The sequence below is a fragment of the Frigoribacterium sp. CG_9.8 genome, assembly GCF_015751965.1.
Classification (GTDB): domain Bacteria; phylum Actinomycetota; class Actinomycetes; order Actinomycetales; family Microbacteriaceae; genus Lacisediminihabitans.
Map to the genome: position 1 here is coordinate 716,518 of NZ_JADOVH010000001.1, position 15,014 is coordinate 731,531.

General features: G+C 62.8%; 16 protein-coding genes. 9 read left to right on the forward strand and 7 right to left on the reverse strand.

What is annotated here, in order from left to right; translation table 11 throughout:
• Positions 1 to 34: 34 nt before the first annotated feature.
• The 4 genes from IWX88_RS03575 to IWX88_RS03590 all read right to left on the reverse strand — a co-directional run bounded on the left by IWX88_RS03575 (position 35) and on the right by IWX88_RS03590 (position 3,346).
• A complete protein-coding gene (locus tag IWX88_RS03575; RefSeq protein ID WP_196827225.1) occupies positions 35 to 577 on the reverse strand; it encodes a GNAT family N-acetyltransferase in 543 nt (180 codons plus the stop codon).
• Positions 578 to 1,142: 565 nt separating this feature from the next.
• Complete coding sequence (locus IWX88_RS03580) at positions 1,143 to 1,649, reverse strand: hypothetical protein (protein ID WP_196827227.1); 507 nt, start codon at positions 1,647 to 1,649, stop codon at positions 1,143 to 1,145.
• Positions 1,650 to 2,199: 550 nt separating this feature from the next.
• On the reverse strand, positions 2,200 to 2,667 hold the full coding sequence (locus tag IWX88_RS03585) for an SRPBCC family protein (protein ID WP_196827229.1): 468 nt from the start codon (positions 2,665 to 2,667) through the stop codon (positions 2,200 to 2,202).
• A gap of 178 nt (positions 2,668 to 2,845) precedes the next feature.
• Positions 2,846 to 3,346: a DUF427 domain-containing protein gene (locus tag IWX88_RS03590; protein WP_196827231.1), complete on the reverse strand. Its 501-nt coding sequence runs from the start codon at positions 3,344 to 3,346 to the stop codon at positions 2,846 to 2,848.
• A gap of 123 nt (positions 3,347 to 3,469) precedes the next feature.
• Between IWX88_RS03590 and IWX88_RS03595 the strand changes: the two genes are divergently transcribed.
• The 3 genes from IWX88_RS03595 (at position 3,470) to katG (ending at position 8,000) form a co-directional block, all read left to right on the forward strand.
• A complete protein-coding gene (locus IWX88_RS03595; protein WP_196827233.1) occupies positions 3,470 to 5,161 on the forward strand; it encodes a long-chain-fatty-acid--CoA ligase in 1,692 nt (563 codons plus the stop codon).
• A gap of 176 nt (positions 5,162 to 5,337) precedes the next feature.
• Entirely contained in the window at positions 5,338 to 5,706 is a 369-nt protein-coding gene (locus IWX88_RS03600; protein WP_370568151.1) for a Fur family transcriptional regulator, read from the forward strand.
• A 44-nt stretch (positions 5,707 to 5,750) separates the two neighbouring features.
• Complete coding sequence (katG, locus tag IWX88_RS03605; RefSeq protein ID WP_196827237.1) at positions 5,751 to 8,000, forward strand: catalase/peroxidase HPI; 2,250 nt, start codon at positions 5,751 to 5,753, stop codon at positions 7,998 to 8,000.
• A gap of 266 nt (positions 8,001 to 8,266) precedes the next feature.
• Here the strand turns inward: katG and IWX88_RS03610 are convergent, their stop codons facing one another.
• Positions 8,267 to 9,187 carry a helix-turn-helix transcriptional regulator gene (locus tag IWX88_RS03610; RefSeq protein WP_196827239.1) on the reverse strand — a complete coding sequence of 307 codons (921 nt, stop codon included), beginning with the start codon at positions 9,185 to 9,187 and terminating at the stop codon, positions 8,267 to 8,269.
• 141 nt (positions 9,188 to 9,328) lie between these two features.
• On the opposite strand from IWX88_RS03610, the gene IWX88_RS03615 reads away from it, so the two are divergent.
• Positions 9,329 to 9,706: a DUF3054 domain-containing protein gene (locus IWX88_RS03615; protein ID WP_196827241.1), complete on the forward strand. Its 378-nt coding sequence runs from the start codon at positions 9,329 to 9,331 to the stop codon at positions 9,704 to 9,706.
• A gap of 295 nt (positions 9,707 to 10,001) precedes the next feature.
• Here IWX88_RS03615 and IWX88_RS03620 read toward each other — a convergent pair whose 3' ends face one another.
• Positions 10,002 to 10,496, reverse strand: coding sequence for an FBP domain-containing protein (locus tag IWX88_RS03620; protein WP_196827243.1), 495 nt, complete (start codon positions 10,494 to 10,496; stop codon positions 10,002 to 10,004).
• 288 nt (positions 10,497 to 10,784) lie between these two features.
• Here IWX88_RS03620 and IWX88_RS03625 point away from each other — a divergent pair, with 288 nt between their 5' ends.
• The 5 genes from IWX88_RS03625 (at position 10,785) to IWX88_RS03645 (ending at position 14,427) form a co-directional block, all read left to right on the forward strand.
• On the forward strand, positions 10,785 to 12,458 hold the full coding sequence (locus IWX88_RS03625) for a methyltransferase (protein ID WP_196827245.1): 1,674 nt from the start codon (positions 10,785 to 10,787) through the stop codon (positions 12,456 to 12,458).
• Positions 12,459 to 12,543: 85 nt separating this feature from the next.
• Complete coding sequence (locus tag IWX88_RS03630; RefSeq protein WP_196827247.1) at positions 12,544 to 12,717, forward strand: hypothetical protein; 174 nt, start codon at positions 12,544 to 12,546, stop codon at positions 12,715 to 12,717.
• A gap of 31 nt (positions 12,718 to 12,748) precedes the next feature.
• Positions 12,749 to 13,021 carry a hypothetical protein gene (locus IWX88_RS03635; protein ID WP_196827249.1) on the forward strand — a complete coding sequence of 91 codons (273 nt, stop codon included), beginning with the start codon at positions 12,749 to 12,751 and terminating at the stop codon, positions 13,019 to 13,021.
• Entirely contained in the window at positions 13,018 to 13,851 is an 834-nt protein-coding gene (locus tag IWX88_RS03640) for a DUF3097 domain-containing protein (protein ID WP_196827251.1), read from the forward strand. The genes IWX88_RS03635 and IWX88_RS03640 overlap by 4 nt, the downstream gene beginning before the upstream one ends.
• A 75-nt stretch (positions 13,852 to 13,926) precedes the next feature.
• Positions 13,927 to 14,427, forward strand: coding sequence for a GNAT family N-acetyltransferase (locus tag IWX88_RS03645; RefSeq protein WP_196827253.1), 501 nt, complete (start codon positions 13,927 to 13,929; stop codon positions 14,425 to 14,427).
• Positions 14,428 to 14,499: 72 nt separating this feature from the next.
• Here IWX88_RS03645 and IWX88_RS03650 read toward each other — a convergent pair whose 3' ends face one another.
• The gene (locus tag IWX88_RS03650; protein WP_196827255.1) at positions 14,500 to 14,976 is read right to left on the reverse strand and encodes a Dps family protein; all 477 of its coding nucleotides are present in this window, start codon (positions 14,974 to 14,976) and stop codon (positions 14,500 to 14,502) included.
• Positions 14,977 to 15,014 lie beyond the last annotated feature (38 nt).

Here is a 15,014-nt window from a genome sequence, read left to right on the forward strand (position 1 = left end):
AGTCGTTTGGTCATCGGTGTTTGCTTGGAAAACCTTATTCGCTCAAGATTCGTTGAAAGAGCAAGTGGTCCTGCCAAGTACCGGCGATCTTGAGGTATTTTTTTGCGATTCCGATGGGTTCGAATCCCGCTTTGCGCAGCACTTTTTGGGAGCCGAGGTTATGCAGCAGTGTGCCGGCCTGGAGGCGGTGGAGGCCGAGATCCCTGATGGAGTAGCTGATGATATTTTCCAAGGCTGCGGAGGCGAGGCCTTGTCCGACGTGTTCTTTGTCGACCCAGTACCCGACGTTGGCACTTTGGAATGGCCCGCGAACGATTCCGGTGAGATTGATTCGACCGATGATCGTTTCGCTCTTGACGATGACGAATGGAATACCGGATCCTGCTTTCAGCTGTTCAATCTGGTCCGTGAGGATCCCGGACTGTTCGGCTGAAGTGAAGAAGGACTCCAAACGGGCGGGATCCCAAGGCGCTAGATGCTCGCGGTTTCGTAGATAGGCAGCGAGAACCACAGCAACGTCTCGCTCAGTGAGCAATCGAAGAGTTGCACGGTCTGAAATCTCAACGGAGTAGGACATCAATCGAGGCTAACCGCCACCGCGTCTCTATGTCCTCGGTGCTGCGGGAGCTCCCGTGCGCGTCACTTTTGGTACTCCTTGGATCGTCTGAAACTGATCGTGTGGTCGTCGAGATGCTCCCACTTAACGGGCAACAGAGCGTGTTCAGTAATCGCCTAATCAGTGTCCCATGCAGGATCCCATGTCGAACTGTTGTGGGCAAGATCGGCTATCGGGTTGAGTGGACCGAAATCTGTAGCTTTGGCTGTCCCGTTGCACGGTTTCTTGGTCCGGCAACTGGCGCCGGCGAGTGTGTGCTTCAGCGGTGGACTGCATCCCTGCCCGGTGCGCTTCCATCAGGTGACGTTGCTGGGTTGTCGACAGTTTTGGTTGATTGCCGCGGAGGTGGCCTTTCGCTTTGGCCGCTTGCATTCCCTCTCGCGTTCTCGCGCGGATGAGTGAGAACCAGCGAACCTTCTATGAGCGTATTGACCAGGTTGTTCTGCTCACCGTCACCGAATTAGCGGACTTTCTCGAACAGGTGATGTCTACCGCGCGCTAACCAGCAGTTCGATGAAGTTTGGCTTTAGGGGGTTCCTGACCCACTAAGCGCGGTCACGGTCTGCTTGGCCTCGGCCGCAGTGCTGAACGCAAGTGTGAGCGGGCTGCTGGTGATCTGAGCGTTGACGAGGGGTGCTGACAGTACCCGTCCGTCGAGCAGAATCGCCAGGTTCTTGTTCATGGCGGTTCCGGATGCTGTGCTGAGCCTGCTCGTATCGGCCGCGTTGAACTCAAGAACTATGGAGTGTGTCGATCCCTGATCAGCGGAGAGTGTGACGGAGGTAGGCGTGATTGTTCCCAGGGACTTTCCCAATTCATACTTGGTGGTCCCCGCCGTGTTGCACGCGCTGGCCGGACCATCTGACTTCAGGGTCGGTGCAGTGCAGGTTCCGCCCACCATGGAACCGACGACACGGAGCTGCAGCGGGTTTCCCGCCACACTCTTGTCGCCATCAGCCGAACCGCTGCATCCGGCGAGAAGCACAGCGACGGTGGCCAAGGCGGCGGAGTGGACGTAAAACCGAGAATTCATCTCTTCACCCTAGCGACCGGCAAGACGTTGGGAAAGGGCGAATTCCCTCTGTGAGCTAGCGATAGTGCAACCATCGCTGCCACCGCGGACATGGCGCGAGGGCCGCCTCAAATGATCCCCACTGGCCTGTCTGTGACAGCCTGAAGTAGCCCCGCGATGACGGTTACATTTGGCCCGACCTGCGACTTGCCGGGGCGGTTGTGACGGTTTGATTTGGCCCCACCTGATGGTGGTCTCGTCTGGATGTTTCGACGGCGCGAGGCCCGGGACCGAGCCACGAACTTGCCCTCAGTAGGCGTAGCGAAATCGTCCCAATCGCGGGCTTCGATGCCGTCGAGCTTGTCGAGTCAGACCATGCAGTGGCCACCTGCCAATTTCCCAGCAGCCTGCTGAGAAAGTGGCTTCTTGGTAGTCCAGGCACCCGCGAACTTGCGCGTGTCCTGAAGGTTGCCGATGGGAACCTAGTCGTGGGCGGGAATTGGATTCTCAGATCCCATACGCCCGTGCAGGCGGAGTCCCGGCGTCCGGTCAGGACCTGAGCAACGTCACGTCAAGCGCGGGCGTAGCGCGACACGAGTTGGCGCAGGGTAGCTTCGATGCCGGCGGCGTTCTTCCGAGGAACTCCGAGCAATTCGAAGACCCTGCCCTGCACGGCTGGGACAGTGCTGTAGTCGAACGTCTCAGTGACGCGCGTGGACGTGGGCGTGAGTGGCGTGAGTTCCCAGCGCCACCGGTGGCCCGCTGGGTGACGCCATTCCAGAAGCCGACCTTCTTCGATGCGCGTGACCGTGCTGGTAAAGCGATAGGGGATGCCGAACTGCTTCATCGCCACCAAGAATTGTGCGCCCTGGCTGAGCCGCTGCGGCCCCGACACCGTGTCGCGCACGGTGCCTGAGCCGTCCAGCTCACCGTGACGGTGCGGATCAGCCACCAACGCGAAAACATCATCGGCCAAAGCCGGCACCTCGACAGTGCGCGCGACTCGGCGCGGTCCTTGCTCAACCTGTTCAACCGCCATGCCACTTAGCCTAGGCCGCGGCTGCGTTGGACCGCGCTGCGGCTATGACCTCTCGGAATCATCCCTCCGAGGGCGCTTCAGCCGGCGGAGCATCCCTCAGGTCTGGGTTCATACCCATAAGCCACGCCCTGGCAACGTCAGTCGAATGAACTGAATAGCTACCGCCACCGAGCGAAACCTACCAGCCCATCGTGCCTGGTTCGCCCTTGAACGGGCCGACCACCCGCGAGGTGATCCAGCCGCCGTAAAAGTCGCCGGCCTGGGAAATGACGGTCTCCCCGGCGACTTCGCAGGACTCCATCGTGGATGGGTAGACGGCCACCCGGTCGGCCAAAAGTTCGTATCCCGGGGTCGGGTTGGGGTAGTACCAACCCGCGGATTCTGCTCGCGCTGAGCCAGCGCGCAGGGTGACATACTTCGCCGCGCCCTTGAACTCGCAGAAGCTCGCGCCAGGGGCCCTCTCAAGAACACCATCGGCAAACGCTGATCGAGGCAGGTAATAGACCGGAGGGTGACTGGTCTCCAGCACCCTCACGGCATCGGTCGTGTCGACGATGGTTTCCCCGCCGAACCGGATGCGGATGCGCTCGGTTGTCGCTTCGACCCGGGGCGGTCGTGGGTAATCCCACACCGATTCCTGTCCAGGGCCGGGGGTGACGGGGGTGACATCATTACGCATAGGGATAGCTTGCTCCCGTTAGCTTGGAAGAACCTCGGCTACTGTCCCCGGCCAGCGGCTACGAACGATTCACACACCGAGCTGACCTCTCGACGAACACCCGCATCCAGAACCAAGGCAAACATGACATCTCTCTCCGGCCGTCCGTGGCGCAACTCCTACGCACCCCGAGTGCCGCGCGACATCGCCCCGCCCACCGACACGCTAACCCAGATGCTGTCCCGCTCGGTGCGAAAATATCGTCGACAGATCGCGCTGCAGTTTTTCGGTGCGACCACCACGTATGGCGAGCTCGGAGATCAGGTGTCCCGTGTTGCGAACGCTCTCCACGCCCGTGGAGTGGAGCGGGGTGACCGTGTTGCGCTCGTTCTGCCGAACTGTCCGCAACATGTGGTCGCGTTTTACGCGGTACTCCGACTCGGTGCGATTGTGGTCGAGCACAATCCGCTCTACACCGAACGCGAGCTGCGTCATCAGTTCGAGGACCATGGTGCCAAAGTGGCGATCGCCTGGGACAAAACGGTGCCGACACTCCTGAACATGCCGGGCGATCTGGCACTCACGACTGTGGTGTCGGTCGATCTGACGCGGGCGATGCCGTTGCGCACGCGCCTCGCCTTGCGCATCCCACTTTCGAGAGCCCGGGCCGCCCGGGCTGCCCTGACCTCGGGGCGACGCACGCGTGGGTCGATCGAGTGGCACATTCTGGAGTCGTCCCGTCCATTGCCCCGGCGATTCGCCGGTCCCAGGCTGGAAGACACTGCAGTGCTGCAGTACACCAGCGGCACGACCGGCAGCCCGAAGGGCGCCATCCTCTCGCACCGCAACCTGCGGGCGAATGCGATGCAGGGCGAGGCTTGGATCCCCGGGCTGCGCGCCGGCCGGGAGGTTGTCTACGGGGTTCTTCCCCTGTTCCACGCATACGGATTGACGCTCTGCCTCAGCTTCGCCCTGAGTATCGGGGCACGCCTGGTGTTGTTTCCCAAATTCGATGAAACCCTCGTGCTGGACACGTTCCGCAAAACTCCCGCTACCTTCCTGCCCGCAGTTCCCCCGATCTACGAACGCCTCGTTGCCGCGGCCGCGGTGCGTGGGGTGAAACTGCGGGGTATCCGTTTTGCGATCTCCGGTGCGATGAACCTGCCGACTCGCATCGTGGAGCTGTGGGAGCAGGCCACGGGCGGGCTCCTCGTCGAGGGCTACGGCATGACCGAGTCATCCCCGATCGTTATCGGCAATCCGATGGGGCCCTCGCGCCGGCCAGGAACCGTTGGTGTGCCATTTCCGAGCACCGAGATCCGGGTGGTTGACCCGGATAACCCGTCGCTCGATCGAGGGGTTGACGAGGAGGGTGAACTTCTCGTGCGCGGACCGCAGGTCTTCAGCGGGTACTGGAACCGCCCGACCGAGACTGCTGAAACACTGCTGGCCGGGGGATGGCTGCGCACCGGCGACATCGTCACGGTTTCGGCTGATGGATTCGTCACAGTGGTCGACCGCATCAAGGAACTCATCATCACCGGTGGATTCAATGTGGCCCCGACTGAGGTGGAGGAGGCGCTGGTCTCCCACCCGGATATCTCCGACGCCGCTGTCGTCGGCATCCTCACGGAGCATGGGGGAGAGGATGTCGTTGCCGCAGTTGTACTGCGACCGGGAGCGGTACTCGACGTGCCCGCGATTCGTGAACATCTCAAGGCGAGAATGGCGGCCTACAAAGTGCCGCGACGTTTCGAGGTCGTCGACGAGTTGCCGCGAAACATCATGGGCAAGGTGTTGAGGCGAGTGGTGCGTGAGCGGATGACGACCCACTGACCCGGCAGGGCCCCCGCATGGTGTCCGGCCTATGACAGCGCTGTGGGTGGGAATCCCGGTGGATAGGTCAGTTTTTTTACTATGCTTCTTTTGACTCATTCAAGAAAACATGGGATGCTTAGGGGGTGCTTTCGACCCTGGACCTCCAAGAACTGCTTCGGGGGGCTAGTCTGCGCGTGACGCGCCCGCGCATGGCCGTTGTCAGCGCAGTGCTTGCTAATCCGCACGCGGACACCGAATCGATAATCGCGGCTGCGCGCGCTGAGCTGCCCGAGCTGTCTCACCAGGCCGTATACGACTCCCTCCGCACTCTGACCGCCGCCGGTCTGCTCCGCTGCTTCCAGCCAGCCGGATCGCTCGCGCGCTACGAATTTCACGTTGAAAACAACCATCACCATGTCGTGTGCCGCCTTTGCGGTTTTATTGCCGATGTCGACTGTGCTGTCGGCAAGGCGTCCTGTCTGACCCCGTCGAGCGATCACGGTTTCGTGATCGAAACGGCGGATGTCATTTACTGGGGTCTCTGCCCCAGTTGCTCGAGCTAGCACAGCTCCTGGTCACACCGATCAGCAACCTTGGAGGGAATTCCATGTCTGAAAACCACGGGATCGTCACTACTGACGGCGATACGACCCAGCCAATTGAAGATTCCTGCCCCGTTCCCCACGGGCAGGCCTCGCCGCGTCAGACCCGAGGCCCAGCAAACACCGGATGGTGGCCGGACCGTCTCAACCTCAAGGTGCTCGCGAAAAACCCGGTCGTGGCCAATCCGTTCGGTGCGGACTTCGACTACGCCGAAGCGTTCGAGTCCCTTGATCTTCCTGCGGTGAAGGCGGATATCGCCACACTGCTCAAAACATCTCAAGACTGGTGGCCAGCCGACTTCGGCAATTACGGGCCGTTCATCATCCGGATGGCCTGGCATGCTGCGGGCACCTATCGCACCTACGACGGTCGCGGTGGCGCCGGTACCGGCCAGCAGCGCTTTGCGCCGTTGAACAGCTGGCCTGACAACACGAACCTCGACAAGGCACGCCGCCTGCTGTGGCCGGTCAAGCAGAAGTACGGCCGCAACCTTTCCTGGGGTGACCTGATTGTTCTCACCGGCAACGTTGCCCTCGAAACAATGGGCCTGCCCACCGCCGGCTTTGGTGGCGGCCGTCTCGACGCTTGGGAACCGGATGACGATGTGTTCTGGGGGCCGGAAACCACCTGGCTCGGCAATGAGCGTTACCACGGGGACCGCGAGCTGGAGCAGCCCCTGGCTGCCGTGCAAATGGGTCTCATCTATGTGAACCCGGAGGGCCCGGACGGTAACCCCGACCCGCTCGCTTCGGCTCGCGACATCCGCGAGACCTTCAAGCGCATGGCGATGAACGATGAAGAGACAGTGGCATTGATCGCCGGAGGCCACACGTTCGGCAAAACCCACGGTGCCGCCCCCGAAAGCCACCTCGGCGCAAGCCCGGAGGATTCAGACCTTGCAGAGCAGGGTTTGGGGTGGGCGAATGGTTTCGGCACAGGCAAGGGCGACGACACGATCACCTCTGGCCTCGAAGTGACGTGGACGTATAACCCGACCCGTTGGGACAACGAATACTTCCAGATTCTGTTCGATTACGAGTGGGAGCTGATGAAATCACCCGGCGGGGCACACCAGTGGCGGCCAAAAGACGGTGCAGGTGCCGACACAGTGCCGTTGGCCCACGACGCCTCGAAGCGGCGTGAGCCGCGGATGCTCACCACCGACATTGCGCTGCGCGTCGACCCAAGCTACGAGGCGATCTCGCGCCACTTCAGGGATGACCAGGATGCATTCGCAGATGCGTTCGCCCGAGCCTGGTTCAAGCTGACTCACCGCGACATGGGCCCGAAAACGCGTTACCTCGGACCCGAAGTGCCGGACGGGTCACTGATCTGGCAGGACCCGCTGCCCGAGGCGGTCGGCGAGCCCATCGGTGCCGAAGCGATCGCGGTGCTCACGGAGCACATCCTCGCCTCGGATCTGACCGTCTCACAGTTGGTGTCGACCGCATGGGCGTCTGCGTCAACCTTCCGTGGCAGCGACAAGCGCGGTGGAGCGAACGGAGCCCGCATCCGTTTCGAGCCGCAGCGCAGCTGGGAAGTCAACAATCCCGCCCAACTGGCGACAGTGTTGGACGGACTCGAACGCATTCGCGCCACCTATAACGCCTCAGCTCTCACTCCGGTTTCTCTCGCTGACCTCATCGTGCTTGCGGGTTCAGTGGCCGTTGAGAAGGCAGCGAAGCATGCCGGAGTTGCGATCGTGGTGCCGTTCACGCCCGGTCGAGTGGATGCTCGTGAGGAGGACTCCGACGCCGATTCCTTCGAATGGCTCGAACCGGCGGCGGACGGATTCCGCAACTACTATGGACCGCTCGCATCGTTCCCGGCCGAGCACCACCTCATTGACAAGGCGAACCTCCTCACCCTGAGCGCGCCTGAAATGACGGTGCTCGTCGGTGGTCTTCGTGCGCTCGATACCAACTATGACGGCGCGCAGTATGGCGTGTTCACCGAGCATCCTGGCGTGCTGAGTAACGACTTCTTCGTGAAGTTGCTCGATATCGGCACGCGCTGGGCGGCACTCGATCCCGGCAAGCATGCCTTCCAGGGCAGCGACTACTCCACGGGTTTGCCGACCATCACGGGTACTCGCGTCGACCTGCTCTTCGGTTCGAACTCCGAACTGCGGGCCATCGCCGAGGTGTATGCAAGCGATGACGCAAAGACGAAGTTCGTGACGGATTTCGTTGTCGCGTGGGTCAAGGTCATGGAGCTCGACCGCTTCGACCTGAAGCAGACACAGACGGTCTGATCTCCGCAGAATTCCCGTCTCAACGCAGAAGCCGGACCACAGACATGTGGTCCGGCTTGTGTTGTTGTCGCTCCGACGATACGCCTTCGCCGCACGAATGATGTGCCGCTGCAAGTGGAGCCAGCTCGACACTGTACTGTGAGGATCAAACAACTGGGGGGATGCGCCTATCGGGGCGCCTTGTCTGGTTCGATTTCCTGAATCCTCCACCATCGTGACTCACGCATCCGCTGATGGATAACCGCCAAGCCCGCTGGTGACAAGGGCTACTGAAGTCGGCGCTTAGAGTCGATCGGCACGGGTGCGGGCAGGATTCGTTGTGCCTCGGCTGGCGAGGTACCAGAGGCGGTAGCGGCCAACCGGCGCAGCGCGGTGTCTGACTCTGAACCGACGCGCGCGTGCAGGATGACGAGGTAGCTGCTGTCGGAGCTGCCGCCGAAGTCACCGGTGGAGTTGATGGCCAGGCGCTCGGTCTCAAGTTCGAGGGTGCCGACCAGTGGATGAGTCAACCGGGTGATCGTGTCGGTATCAGCTACGAGCTCCGGCGCTCCCCAGAGCGCACGGAACTCACCGCTTCGCACCGAGAGTTCCCCGACGAGCTGAGCCAGGGCGGAGTCATCGATGTCGGGGCCGATGAGCGTGCGCAACCGGGCAACGGAGGCTACGAGCATCCGGTCCCAGCGGCTGTAGAGATCGCGGGAGGCCGGGTCGAGGAACATGGCGCGCACGAGGTTGGTGCCGGTCGTAAACCGGGGAGAGAGCGCGAGGGCGAGAGGGTTGGCCGAGAGCACATCGGTGAGCCGTCCTTCGATCCACGCGACCTGGTTCGGCCAGGTCGAAATGAGATCGGCAAGACCCCCGGGTACATCAGCCGGGCCAGCAAGGCTGCGAGAGTGATGCTGTTGGAGCGGCACGTCACGAGCGAGATCGCGCAGGCTGGCGGCGGCACTGTCATCGAGTTTGAGTGCACGCGTGAGGGCGTCAAGAACCTCCTCGGTCGGATTCTGTTCGACTCCCTGTTCGAGACGAAGATAATCCTCTGGCGAAAGCCCAGACAGTAACGCCGCCTCCTCACGGCGCAGGCCCTGGATGCGTCGTTGACCGGTCGCCGGCAGCCCCGCGTCTTCGGGGGTGAGGTGTTCGCGTCGGGCACGCAGAAATTCGCCGAACTGGTTGCCTGGTTGCATGTGACCACCCTACGCAGAACCGCAGAACCGCAGAACCGCAGAACCGCAGAACCGCGAACAAGCATCGCCGTTGGCTGAGCGGACTCGAATGGTGCGACAGAGGGTGCCGAGATCGCCCACGGGACATCGTAGGGTCGAGGGGTGACACAAAAAACTGCACCATCCGCCCTGCTCGCGGCTTTCGTCGATATCGTGTGTGTCACGGCCTTTGTGCTGATCGGGCGGGCAAGCCACAGTAAGGGCCCGCTCGGCACGTTGGTGACTCTCTGGCCATTCCTCGCGGCCCTCGCCATCGGTTGGATCGGGGCCCGGGGGTGGCGCTCGCCGTTCACGTTGCGGTGGACAGGGCTCACGATCTGGGCTGCAACCGTGATCGTGGGGCTGCTGCTGCGTGTGGTCACTGGCCAGGGTGTGCAGGTCGGATTCGTGATCGTTACGGCCGTGGTGCTCGCAATCTTTCTCCTCGGCTGGCGCGCAATCGCACAGTTCGTGCTTCGCCGGCGAACCCACCGCGCCTGACAGGTGCGGCGACGCTGAAGACGGCGTATTCTCAAGGCACACAGGGTGCCATCCGGGCACCCGATCCGAGGGAGCTCACCATGGCCGACAAGTCACCGAAAAAGTCAACCTCGAAGACGGCGGCGTCGAAGTCTCTCAAAGAGAAGCGCGCTGACAAGAAGACCAAGGCAGCGAGCAAGCCCAACGGCTGAGCTCGGCCGGACGCTCGGGATGTCGCTCTATCATGAGCGGGTCCCGGGCCTTTGCCGTGTGCGCGGTATCGTCAGCGCGGGTGCCGGGGACCAAACGAGTGCTGTCAGACCGTCTTCATGATGTCGGCGGTGAAGTTTTGCAGGCGGGTGAGCAGTCCTTCAGCGCGCTGAACCACGACCTTCGCCGGATCCGGTTGCATGGGCGAAGCGGGCGGCATTATGCGGATGATGAGAGAACAGGCCAGATCGGCGCAGATGTAGGTGCCCACGGTATTGCCGTCACGACCGGACTGCCCGGCGCGCGCCGCGGAGAACAGCGCAACCTGGTCGGAGGGCTGAGGGGTGCGGCACAGGGAGCACATGGCCGAGATTCCAGGTCGCATGCTCGTACCGGCGGCTCGAAGAACGATGCCGACCGGCCGGTTCTCCACCCAGTGCACGAGATAGCCGCGCAGGGGGGCACCGTGGTCGCGCCACCCGAGGTATTCCCGGTCCGCCCACAGCACTTCATGCAGGCCGGGGAGGGGCATCCGCTCGATCTCGCCCTTGGAGGCGTTGACGATGCTGCGTCGGATATCGACTTCGTTGAGCGCTTTCATGGCCTTCTCTTAGCTCACTCGTGATAGCCGGACTTCGCCATCGCGATTATCGCAACGAGGAAACCGACGCCGCCCAGCACAGTGATCACAGCGAGAATCGCATAGAGGATCGTGGTCGTCTGGGTCATGGTGCCTCCTTGGTCGGGCGCGGCGCAAGTGCACTTATCCCACCGTATCGTCTGTTCGTGACGGCGATGAACGCCCTGAGTTGCAACACGCACCCGCCGCACCCGACGCACCCGCCGCACAACCGATAAACCCGCCGCACACGCAGTTGACGCGTCCCGAATGCAGTTGACTGGCGGGGTGACCTCCGAATTGATAGCCCGTCTGCGCCTCGATCTCCTCTCCGCCCGGTTCAGTGTCGACACCCTTATCGGGTTGTGGGGGGATCAGGCGGATGCCGCACTCCACCGTGGCCAGCGGGTGCCGGTATCCCGCGCCCTCGACGGACCGGCCGGAATGACGCGCGCGGGTGTGCTTGCCCGCGTCTTCGTGCTGGGGTTCCCCGTGTCAGCAGCTCAGGTCGCGGGCGCGCTGCCAACGCTCGGCATCGATGGTGCGGTTGAACTCGGGCTCGTCTCGCGTGACGCAACCGGCGCAAACTCTGGTGACTCCGGCAGCTCCGACGAACGTGTCCCGACCGACCTCCGAGCCACGCTCGACCTGCGCCCCTACAACTTTGTCGACGCGTATGGCGTGGGAAGCTGGTGGATCGTGAGTGACCTCGGCGAGCTCACCATCGGCGGTGCGCTTCGGGAGGACCATGTGCTCGGTGTCGGCGGAGCATCCTTGACGCTCAGCGGCCTCATGGTCGGCTCGCCGGTAGACGCGGCCCTCGACATCGGCACTGGCTGCGGTATCCAGGCGATGCACGCCGCCCGCCATGCCAGGCGGGTGGTCGCCACCGACATCTCTGCCCGCGCCCTCGAGATCGCGGCCCTCAATGCGGAGCTGAACGACATCCACAACATCGAGTTCCGGCTCGGCAGCCTGTTCGAGCCGGTATCCGGGGAACGCTTCGACCAGATCATCTCCAACCCGCCATTCGTGATCACACCGCGGACTGCTGACGTTCCCTCCTACGAGTATCGCGACGGCGGCATGGTGGGCGACGCGCTTGTTGCATCGGTGATCGACGGCGTGGCTGCGCATCTCCAAGACGGAGGGATCGCCCAGTTGCTCGGCAATTGGGAGTACGGTACTGCTGGACCAGCCGGCACTGCCGGTGCAGCCAGCACTGATGGTCTCCAGCGGGTCAGTGGATGGGTTGCCTCCACCGGCCTTGACGCCTGGGTGGTCGAGCGGGAGATGCAGGATGTCGCGCTCTACTCCGAGACGTGGATCCGCGATGGCGGCATCCGTCCCGGCCCTGATTTCGACCGGCTGTACAACGCCTGGCTCGATGACTTCGAGCGTCGCGGAGTAACGGCCGTGGGATTCGGCTACCTCACACTGCGCCAGACGCAGACGCAGACGCAGACGCAGACGCAGACGCAGATGCAGATGCAGACGCAGACGCAGATCCCGACGGCACCGGGATCGCGGGTGTTGCGTCGGATGGAGCGCCTCGATGGTGCGCTCGGAGGCAGCCTTGGAGTGCATATCGCTGAAACTCTCGCAGCGTGGGATTGGCAGTCTGCCCGCACCGATGAGGAGCTCGGTCTTGAACGGCTCGAGCTGGCTACGGATATCACGGAGGAGCGTCACTACTGGCCGGGTGCCGCTGACCCGACGGTCATGACCCTGCATCAGGGCGGCGGCTTCGGGCGCTCAGTGCCTCTCGACACCGGACTCGCGGCTCTGGTCGGCGCGTGCGATGGGGAACTCAGCGTGCGAGCGATCGTTGCCGCTATCGCGCAGCTACTCGAGGTGGATGCGGCTGCGCTGTCTGCAGACCTGTTACCGAGCATCCGCGAACTTGTGACAACGGGGTTCCTGCGCCCGCCTGCACGATCCTGAACCAGAGTGGGGGTGACACGACGGGCCTGTCGCGACGGGCCCGTAGACTGGGAAGACCGCTGTTGATCCACCAGGAGGACCCACCGTGAAAATCATCGCTTTCGTCATCACGCTCGGCCTCTTCGTGTTCGGCATAATCCTGATGGGCTACGCCTTCGAGCCCAATATGCCCCACGGAATCCTCTTCTTCAGTGGAATCGCGGTAATCACGATCTCGCTCACTATCCCGTTCCACGTGCTCAAGCGCATCGAGGGGTAAGACGGCGAAGGAAGCGGAGTCGGCCAGTTCGATGTCCAGCGACTACGGCATTGGTGCGCAGGTGTTCGTTGCTGCTGATGGCACGGGTGATCCCACACCGTGGCCAGCAGAACCGAGTGGTGTGATCGTTCGTGCCGGTGGGTCTGCACTCGCGGGTGTCTGGGGTCGCGGTGGCGGCGGACGGATGTGGTGGGTCGAGTTCGACGAGCCGCAATTCAACTCCACTGGTGACGGCCCGTTCCTCTCAGCACAGGTGCATGAGAGGTTTCTTGAGCTCGCGCCACCGCTGAGCGACACAGAATGAGCTTCGGCGAGTACGGCGAAGACCCCTTGGCAGGTGACTGGCGTGGAGTAAAACGCAAGGCTATCCGGGAGGTTGCTGCCGAGCGGGATCTCGTGATCGAGTGGGCGGAGACCGGGTTCTGCGGTGCCGTGTTGCGCGTCGAAAACAAGCTGGTTCACCTCGAGGACTATCGCGGAGGAGTCCGACTCTTCCCCCTGGGAGGTGGGTTTCTGCTTGAGGGCGAACCGGTCATGCTTACCGCACCGGTTGCCGCGGCTAAGAGCACCGCACGCACGGCATCCGGCTCCCTCGCTGTAGCCGACCAACGTGCGCGAGTGGCGCTACCCAGTCGTATTTTCGTGGAGGGGCGGCACGACGCAGAACTGGTGGAGAAGGTCTGGGGTGCCGACTTGCGGATCGAGGGCGTGGTCGTGGAATACCTCGAGGGCATCGACGACCTCGACGCTATCGTGCGGGAGTTTGCGCCGGGTCCCGGGCGCCGCATCGGGGTGCTCGTCGATCACCTCGTCGACCGTTCCAAGGAGAGCCGAATCGCGGATGCCGTGGCGCGCGGTCCCTTTGGTGCCCACGTGCTCGTGGTGGGGCATCCGTTCGTCGATATCTGGCAGGCGGTAAAGCCGGCTCGTCTCGGTCTGAACGCGTGGCCGGATATTCCCCGCTCGATCGAGTGGAAAAAGGGAATTTGCGAATCGTTGGGCTGGCCGCATGAGGATCAGGCGGATATCGCTGCGGCGTGGCAGCGCATCCTTGGCCGGGTGCGTACCTACGCGGATCTGGAGCCGGTGGTGCTCGGCCGCGTGGAACAGCTGATCGACTTCGTTACCGGCTGAGTTGACTGGCCGACTGAGTTGACTGGCCGTTTGGGCCCGGTAGCCCACTGGTCGACAGCACGGCAGACTAGGGCTGTGCACTCACCTGACATGAGCTTCGATGCTCTCACCCCCACCGACGTCCCACGGCTGGTTGAGTTGAATGATGCCGCCTCGCCGGCGGTGCCGATCACCTCCGAAACGGAGATGGCGGCACTGCTGGACATTGCCGGATTCACCCTCGCGGCGAGGGACGGTGGCGCGCTGATCGGGTTCGTGATCGGAATGCGCGCTGGCTCGAGTTACGCCAGCGAGAATTACCGCTTTTTCGACGCGCGCAGCTTCGATTTCCTCTATGTCGACCGCATTGTGATCGATGATTCGCAGCGCGGGACCGGCATCGGGCGGGCCCTCTATGGTGAGGTCTTCGAGCTTGCGCGGAGTGAGTCGCTGCGCGAGGTGACCTGCGAGGTCAACCTAGATCCGCCTAATCCGGAATCCCTCGCATTCCATGCGCGGCTGGGTTTCGACCGAATCGGCGAGCAGGCCACGAAGGGCGGTTCGGTGACTGTCGCCCTGCTCGCGGCTGTCGTCTAAGCCGCAAGCAGGGTGCGAGCCGCACCAATGGTCGGTGCCGCGCCGGTGGTACTAATCACACCACCAAGTGACTCAGAGTCCGGTCGTTGCGTCGTGATTCTGCGGTGTGAGATTCTCCGCGCCAATCATCCAGGAGAACTTTTCGAGAGTCTCGATGACCTTGTGCAGGATGTCCGCAGTGGTCGGGTCTTCATCGTCGACTTCGTCATGCACCCGGCGGCAGGTAGCGGCAGCGGCGTCGAGGCGTGCGGTGATGAGAGTGACGACCTCCGTCGTGCCGACTTGGTCTGCTGAGAATCGCGGCAGGGTGGTCGTGGCGCTCACGGTCTCGGAGCGACCGTCTGGCAGGGTGTGAAGTGCGCGCATCCGCTCGGCTATTTCGTCAGACAATTCGCGAGCGGAATCGACCATCTCGTCAAGGATCAGGTGGGTATCGCGAAAGTTGGTGCCGACGACGTTCCAATGAGCCTGCTTGCCCTGGAGATGGAGCTCGATGAGGTCAACGAGCACAGCCTGCAGATTGTCGGAGAGTTGCTTAGTTGCTTTCATGCTGTCGACGCTACACGCGGTGCCCGTGGGTTCGCCGT

What these genes read in the sequence shown, in the direction of transcription:
- IWX88_RS03650 (WP_196827255.1), bottom strand. Translation starts at nt 14,976, where the DNA reads ATGAAAGCAACTAAGCAACTCTCCGACAATCTGCAGGCTGTGCTCGTT.
- IWX88_RS03575 (WP_196827225.1), bottom strand. Translation starts at nt 577, where the DNA reads ATGTCCTACTCCGTTGAGATTTCAGACCGTGCAACTCTTCGATTGCTC.
- IWX88_RS03620 (WP_196827243.1), bottom strand. Translation starts at nt 10,496, where the DNA reads ATGAAAGCGCTCAACGAAGTCGATATCCGACGCAGCATCGTCAACGCC.
- IWX88_RS03610 (WP_196827239.1), bottom strand. Translation starts at nt 9,187, where the DNA reads ATGCAACCAGGCAACCAGTTCGGCGAATTTCTGCGTGCCCGACGCGAA.
- katG (WP_196827237.1), top strand. Translation starts at nt 5,751, where the DNA reads ATGTCTGAAAACCACGGGATCGTCACTACTGACGGCGATACGACCCAG.
- IWX88_RS03635 (WP_196827249.1), top strand. Translation starts at nt 12,749, where the DNA reads ATGTCCAGCGACTACGGCATTGGTGCGCAGGTGTTCGTTGCTGCTGAT.
- IWX88_RS03590 (WP_196827231.1), bottom strand. Translation starts at nt 3,346, where the DNA reads ATGCGTAATGATGTCACCCCCGTCACCCCCGGCCCTGGACAGGAATCG.
- IWX88_RS03580 (WP_196827227.1), bottom strand. Translation starts at nt 1,649, where the DNA reads ATGAATTCTCGGTTTTACGTCCACTCCGCCGCCTTGGCCACCGTCGCT.
- IWX88_RS03640 (WP_196827251.1), top strand. Translation starts at nt 13,018, where the DNA reads ATGAGCTTCGGCGAGTACGGCGAAGACCCCTTGGCAGGTGACTGGCGT.
- IWX88_RS03625 (WP_196827245.1), top strand. Translation starts at nt 10,785, where the DNA reads ATGCAGTTGACTGGCGGGGTGACCTCCGAATTGATAGCCCGTCTGCGC.
- IWX88_RS03585 (WP_196827229.1), bottom strand. Translation starts at nt 2,667, where the DNA reads ATGGCGGTTGAACAGGTTGAGCAAGGACCGCGCCGAGTCGCGCGCACT.
- IWX88_RS03595 (WP_196827233.1), top strand. Translation starts at nt 3,470, where the DNA reads ATGACATCTCTCTCCGGCCGTCCGTGGCGCAACTCCTACGCACCCCGA.